Here is a 6,616-nt window from a genome sequence, read left to right as displayed (position 1 = left end):
CAGTATCAGATTTGGGAATATAGACAGTACCGCTATTTTTGGGGTCGGTTTTAGACTCTTTTACTTGTTTGTCGTACTTGATAATTTCTTGTTGGTAATCTTTGAGTAATAGCCTCACCTGTATTGAAATAACAGCATTACACAAAGCCAACCTACAAGTTTGTAATTGAGCAATGGTTGTTCTCAATTGTTTTTTATTTTCATTGATTTTCACTATGGCAGCCATAGCTTCCGGTGACAAGTTATCATTAGCTAAATCAGTTAATGCCTGAACGTGTTGAACGCTGGGCATTCCTAAGTCTAATTGGGATTTGTTGTTTAAATTTGACAAAGCTACTTCGTTAAAACCGTCAATATTAACTACCATGTCAAACTCTTGACCCACCGCTAGAAAGTAGTTTAAAATCAATAATTGTTGGGGCTGTTTGTAACCACCGTTGGCAAAATTTAAAACAATAATTTCTTTGTCGGCAAATTCTGGATAACTTTTTAACTTCCTAGATAACATGGTACTTTCGTATTCATCCACGGCGAGGTTGTTGGCTACCGAACCGCCAAAAATCCCGATAATAAATTGATTTTTACTGGTTTTAGCAAAAGGATATTGTAGGGGAGTATAAAAACCGCTCTTGTTGACTTTTAAATTATATTTTTTATTGCTAAAAGCACCTTGTTTCATGACATAGCCAAAAAATGGGTGCAGTCTTTCAACGGTGGAATCATCTAGCCGAATTCCGATTCTTTGAATGTCCTCTACTACTGGTTCTTTTGTTTTATTTCGGGTATAAAACAATTGATTTTGAGTGATAAAATAAAAAGCTAGGGACAAAGATTCCAGGCAAACAAATAGGATGGTAAAATTAATAGCGATTACACTAAATAGATTTTTGCCTTTGTTTATATCTTTTGAATCTTTCATCAGATTTGACATACTAGCGTTGACCCTTTGGCATTTGAGACTGTTTCAAATTTTCGCACAAATTTCGATTAATCATGATGCTAGCTAGCCGATGTCCAAGTTGATTCCAGTGGCCTCCACAGTTGACATAATTCTCAAAACCGTGGGCGCAAACCTGATATTTGTCAGTGTATGCTTGAAACTGTTCGGCTAAACTCAGCACCCTAAAACTGTGGGTTCTACCCAAGTTGTCTAGTCGGCGATTGGGGTAAAACAAGTCCTGAATGTTGTTGTCTTTGATGAACTTTTGTCGCATCGCAACATCTGGGTGAACCTGAGCTGGATCGCCGATGGTGACAACTAAGAAATCAGCATTTTTTTGCACCACTTCATCCCGGATGGTCAAAATCAAACCCTCTGTAATTTTCCAAGCATCTTGCCAAGCAGCATCGGTTGGTTCTTTAAAATTCTGGGTGCTTAAATTTGTAAAGTCATTAGATAACTGCTGCTTTTTTCTCTCTAATTCTACCTTTTTTACAACTTGCAAAATACGGGAGTTGTTGACTAACCAAGCGGGTAGTTTGTCGATCGCAGAAACGGCATACCGGTTGCGGTCGATGGGACGTAGAGTCCGAAAAGACATATCTGGAACTAACTTGCCACTAGCATCATACACAAAAAATGGTCGATAGCGATCGTATTCTAGTTTCGGTGAATTATTAATTACATCATTGCCAATAAAAAAAGCAAGGACTACGATATCAGGGCTGTAATCCCACACTTTTTTCCGCAACATAACTAATTCTTGAGCAGTGCCGTAACCCTGGACTCCAAAATTGATGACTTCAACTTTTTTGCGTCCTTTGACGGCTTCGCAATTGGCCAGTTTCCGTTCCAATTTTGACCAGAAAGTTTGTTCGATAGGTACGTGAATGGCTTCGGTGAAAGAATCCCCCAAAACTGCTACTCGCAAAGTATTGGGAGGTTTAGCTTTGGTGTGTTCGCGATCGCGCAAACCGTCGCTATTCACCTGCACAAAACTCGCGCCTTCGCCCTTCCACTCCCCTGACACACCGGGTTTGAGTTTCCAGCCCAAATCGCGATCGGCTGTATGGAAATTTGTTGGTGCAGAGTCTACCAAATCGCCAATTTTTGGATAGCCTTGAATCCCAGCAACTCGCAATCCCAATTCACCAATTATCACCCCCATTAATAAACCACCGAGTGTCAAACCCACGTTGACACCCAAAGTTTTTAACTTGCTCATTCTGTCAAAACAAAGTGTAAATAAACGGAGCAATCACAGAACCCTGACTGAGTACAATCAAAGCTCCCAAAAAGACCAAAGTCACAATTAACGGTAGTAGCCAATACTTTTGGCGTTCTTTCATAAACGCCCACAAATCTTTGAGAAAGTCTAATGTTGATTCAAACACTTAGAAAGGACGCTCCATACTAACTTTGGTTCTGGCTTTACTGGGGACGCGGTAAGTATCCATTTTGGGATTTAGTTTGCGTCTCATTGCATCTTCGCCTAACAGGGTTTTAATTACTCCCATTGGCCACACTATCAGGTAAAAAACTATCCCCAGAATAATCGGAGTTTCGATTTTGTTAAGGATGAGTCCAAACCGCATCCAAGCGTGATAAACGGGATTCAGAGATTTTGGCGCAACCAATGCTAGCACAACTAGCACTGCACCGATCGCCCAGGGCAACCAAGGTAGGGGATGACGGCGCAATAACGGTACTACTAAACCGAATAGCAGTGCTATCAAACCGCCGATTAGCAGCCCGAAATCGCGCAAGCCTTTTTTATCGAGTTTTTTTATTTCGTCGCTCATTTGTTAGTTGACAGTTGTCAGTTGTTAGTTGTCAGTTGGCAGTTGGCAGTTGGCAGTTGTTAGTTGGTAGTTGACAGTTGGTAGTTGACAGTTGGCAGTTGTTAGTTAGCAGTTGCCTGGGTTTGCTAATAACCAATAACCAGTAAAGAATAATTACTAATGACCACTGTCAACTGTCAACTGTCAACTGTCAACTGACTAATCTAGTTCAAATTCATTTTTCCAAGCATCATCTTGTTTCCAAGGAATTTGTTCCGATTTAGAAAGCAAGAAATTCTCCAAAACCAGATAGTCCATTTCAGTACGCATGAAACAGCGATAAGCATCCTCTGGAGTACAAACAATCGGTTCGCCACGGACATTAAAAGAAGTATTAACTAAAATCCCACATCCCGATCGCCTTTCAAAGTGACTAATTAAGTCATAGTACCGAGGATTAGTTTCCTTGTGAACCGTTTGGACACGGGCCGAGTAATCAACGTGAGTAACAGACGGAATCTCCGATCGCGGAACGTTGAGCTTGTCAATGCCAAACAGTTGTTCTTGTTCGGGTGTCATCGGAATGCGGAGACTGGTTTTGACAGGAGCCACCAATAGCATATAAGGGCTAGAATGATCCATCTCAAAATAATCAGCAACACGTTCCGCTAAGACTGACGGCGCAAAAGGTCGAAAAGATTCCCGATATTTAATTTTCAGGTTCATGACCGACTGCATTTTAGCATTGCGGGGATCGCCAACGATCGATCGACCTCCGAGAGCCCGCGGGCCAAATTCCATCCGTCCTTGGAACCATCCCACCACATTGCCCTGTTCCAGAATTTCTGCCAACTGCGGCATTAATTCGGCATCATCCAATCGATGATAGCTAGCTTTGACAGCATCCAAATATTCGAGAATTTCTGTGTCAGTAAACTTTGGCCCCAAATAAGAACCGCGCATTTGGTCGCGACAAGTTAAATGAGCAATAGACTTAGTAACAGTTGCCACTGGTTGGTTGGTAGCGAGGAATTCACTCGGCTCCTCCTCTTTTGTAGTCAGGAATTCAGTCCTTTCCTCCGGGACTTCCTTTAATGCGAATCCATCACCTGCAACAGTGCGATTTTGTTCGCAATACTGATACCAAATCGCCAAAGCTGCGCCCAAAGCACCGCCAGCATCTCCTGCCGCTGGTTGAATCCAAATATCTTTGAAAATGCCTTCCCGCAAAATGCGGCCGTTAGCTACGCAGTTAAGAGCAACGCCACCAGCGAGGCAAAGATAATCGACATTCAATTCTTTTTTAACTGTTCTGCAAAGCCGCAACACAACTTCTTCAGTGACAACTTGAATCGAAGCGGCAATATCCATTTCTCGCTGAGTTAATTTCCCTTCAGCTTGGCGTGGCGGGCCTTCAAACAGTTCGTCAAACTTCTGATTGGTCATGGTTAAGCCAACTGTATAGTTGAAATAATCCATGTTTAAACGGAAAGTTCCGTCATCTTTGAGGTCGATTAAATAGTTGAGAATTTTGTCTACATATTTGGGTTCGCCGTAGGGTGCTAAACCCATGAGTTTGTATTCACCTGAGTTGACTTTGAAGCCTGTGTAGTAGGTGAAAGCGGAATAAAGCAAACCCAAGGAGTGAGGAAAGTCGATTTCCCACTCAGGAGTTAGTTGGTTGCCATCTCCCAGCCAGACTGAGGTTGTTGCCCATTCTCCCACGCCGTCGAGACACAAAACGGCGGCTTTTTGAAACGGGCTGGGGAAAAAGGCTGAGGCGGCGTGGGATTGGTGGTGTTCGGTAAATAGTAGAGATGGTTTGAGTTTTGAGGTTTTGCAGTTTGCCATTTCTGCAAGTTCTCTTTTGAGCATGGTTTTGAGGTATAGCTTCTCTTTTAGCCAGATGGGCATGGCGGTTAAGAAAGAGCTAAAACCTTTGGGTGCGTAGGCTAAATAGGTTTCGAGCAGGCGCTCGAATTTGACTAAGGGTTTGTCGTAAAATACTATTCGATCGACTTCCTGTAGCTCAATTTTTGCTTCTTTTAGACAATAGGCGATCGCATTCTTGGGAAATCTGGCATCGTGCTTTTTGCGGGAAAATCTTTCTTCCTGCGCTGCGGCGATAATTTCTCCATCGCTAATTAAGGCTGCGGCGCTGTCGTGGTAGTACGCCGAGATTCCAAGTATGTTCATCGCTCTCCTCACAAATCGCTATGCGTTTGCATCTGAATATTTAGAATAGTCAATGATTATAGCTGCTTAAGTACAGATTTGAACTTTTTCTCAAATCCCCAATCTACAATCGCTGAATCCGTCGCCACCAAGCCCTGAAGTATGTCACCAAGGGGAATTGATAAAATTCACCTACCAACCACAGGACAATTCCTAAATGGGACAAAAATGCTAGCCCTGTCCAAGCTAGGGGCAACCACGACAGTCTGCTACCGGGAACCGGGGGAAAATAGTAAGCACAGAGCCCTAGCAAGGTAGTGGGCAGGAAAATTAGACCTAGTGCTGCTGCTAAGTAGGGCCATCCGAATTCTACGCCTTCGAGGTGGGCTCCGATCCACTGTTTGCCGTTCCAGTGCCAAGTTACTGGTGGTGCTCGATCGGCCATTTTGAGCATTTGTCTTTCTTCGTTGCCAGTGAAAATGTGTTGACAGAAGTTGCAAGCTAGGGCTTCCATCATGGGCATGGGAGAAATTTCGCCAGTGCGACAAACTGGGCAAGGATATGTGTGTTCAGGGTGGAAAGGACGGGTGGATTTTTGGGTGAAGGTTCGCATGGATTAGAGATTTTGTCAAGAGATTAACGCAGTCATTAGTCAGTAGTCATTAGTCAGTAGTCAGTAGTTAGTAGTCATTAGTTAGTAGTTAGTAGTTAGTAGTTAGTAGTTAGTAGTTAGTAGTCAGTAGTTAGTAGTTAGTAGTTAGTAGTCAGTAGTTAGTAGTTAGTAGTTAGTAGTTAGTAGTCATTAGTCATTAGTGAACCGTCAACCGTCAACTGTCAACTGTCAACTGTCAACTGTCAACTTTTTAATCGAACTCGCCCGGAACTAAAGGCCTGTATTCGATCGCCCTCTAAACGCAATCGCAAACGACCACCTTCGTCAATGCCGGCGGCTTGTCCGTAGATGGTTTTGTCGGAAAGTTCGATCGCCACTGGGCAACCAAAAAGTGCATCACGGTGCTGTAATTCTGGCAACAGTCTGGCTAAACCGGATTTTCCGGCTGGTTTGTCATTTTTGTGAAACATATGGGCGAGTTCCAGGAGATAGTGTCGCAGTCGATCGAGCAAACACAGTTCATCTGGCACTTGGCTAGCTATAGAATGCAAGCTTACTGCATTGCCGATCGCGCTGGCATCAAGTCCGCGGAGATCGAAGTCTACACACAGGTTGATGCCGATGCCGACTACGGCGCGAGTTGTGGCCCAAACATTGCTAGAAGTGGCTTCGCAGAGAATTCCGGCTAATTTGCGGCGATCGATCCAAATGTCGTTTGGCCATTTCAGGCGCAGCAGAGTGCGACAGTCGGGAACTAAATCTTCGATCGCATAAATCACGGCTAAACCGACGGCTAAACTGAGTCCCGGTAGCAGATTAGTGTTGAGGTTGTCGAGTACAAAACTGGCAGTCAAAACACCCGTTGGGGCGTGCCATGTGCGCCCGTGTTGGCCTCTACCACTGGTTTGTCGTTTGGTGAATACGACATCTCCGTGGTTGAGTTGGGCTGCGCGGGCGATGGCGATCGTGTTGGTACTGGGACAGGTATCTAGCCAGTGTAGCCAGTGAGGGATGTTTGGGCGATCGGGTTCTGGGAATGGTGGAATTAAGGGCGATTCAGACAAGGTTTGATTGGTGGTATAGCAACCGCTGGTGTGAGGAAGTTAG

General features: G+C 44.1%; 7 protein-coding genes. All 7 read right to left on the bottom strand.

Annotated elements, in window-relative coordinates:
* Positions 1–919, bottom strand: a 919-nt coding sequence (locus tag AAFP11_RS23345; protein WP_341739178.1) for a hypothetical protein, incomplete at its 3' end; no start/stop codon positions are given.
* Positions 920–932: 13 nt separating this feature from the next.
* Positions 933–2,165 carry an SGNH/GDSL hydrolase family protein gene (locus AAFP11_RS23340; RefSeq protein ID WP_341739177.1) on the bottom strand — a complete coding sequence of 411 codons (1,233 nt, stop codon included), beginning with the start codon at positions 2,163–2,165 and terminating at the stop codon, positions 933–935.
* 4 nt (positions 2,166–2,169) lie between these two features.
* A complete protein-coding gene (locus AAFP11_RS23335) occupies positions 2,170–2,334 on the bottom strand; it encodes a DUF5989 family protein (protein ID WP_190734603.1) in 165 nt (54 codons plus the stop codon).
* On the bottom strand, positions 2,335–2,742 hold the full coding sequence (locus AAFP11_RS23330; protein WP_341739176.1) for an SxtJ family membrane protein: 408 nt from the start codon (positions 2,740–2,742) through the stop codon (positions 2,335–2,337). It lies immediately after the preceding gene.
* 198 nt (positions 2,743–2,940) lie between these two features.
* The gene (locus AAFP11_RS23325; protein ID WP_341739175.1) at positions 2,941–4,917 is read right to left on the bottom strand and encodes a carbamoyltransferase; all 1,977 of its coding nucleotides are present in this window, start codon (positions 4,915–4,917) and stop codon (positions 2,941–2,943) included.
* A gap of 103 nt (positions 4,918–5,020) precedes the next feature.
* A complete protein-coding gene (locus AAFP11_RS23320) occupies positions 5,021–5,509 on the bottom strand; it encodes a hypothetical protein (protein ID WP_341739174.1) in 489 nt (162 codons plus the stop codon).
* A 242-nt stretch (positions 5,510–5,751) separates the two neighbouring features.
* The gene (locus AAFP11_RS23315) at positions 5,752–6,573 is read right to left on the bottom strand and encodes a biotin--[acetyl-CoA-carboxylase] ligase (RefSeq protein ID WP_341739173.1); all 822 of its coding nucleotides are present in this window, start codon (positions 6,571–6,573) and stop codon (positions 5,752–5,754) included.
* Between the last annotated feature and the right edge of the window lie 43 nt (positions 6,574–6,616).

This window comes from Microcoleus sp. CAWBG640, from assembly GCF_020883015.1.
Lineage (GTDB): Bacteria > Cyanobacteriota > Cyanobacteriia > Cyanobacteriales > Microcoleaceae > Microcoleus > Microcoleus anatoxicus.
Note: the sequence above shows the minus strand (reverse complement) of the source record. Positions and strands in the feature narration are given on the sequence as shown.

What these genes read in the sequence shown, in the direction of transcription:
- AAFP11_RS23320 (WP_341739174.1), bottom strand. Translation starts at nt 5,509, where the DNA reads ATGCGAACCTTCACCCAAAAATCCACCCGTCCTTTCCACCCTGAACAC.
- AAFP11_RS23340 (WP_341739177.1), bottom strand. Translation starts at nt 2,165, where the DNA reads ATGAGCAAGTTAAAAACTTTGGGTGTCAACGTGGGTTTGACACTCGGT.
- AAFP11_RS23325 (WP_341739175.1), bottom strand. Translation starts at nt 4,917, where the DNA reads ATGAACATACTTGGAATCTCGGCGTACTACCACGACAGCGCCGCAGCC.
- AAFP11_RS23330 (WP_341739176.1), bottom strand. Translation starts at nt 2,742, where the DNA reads ATGAGCGACGAAATAAAAAAACTCGATAAAAAAGGCTTGCGCGATTTC.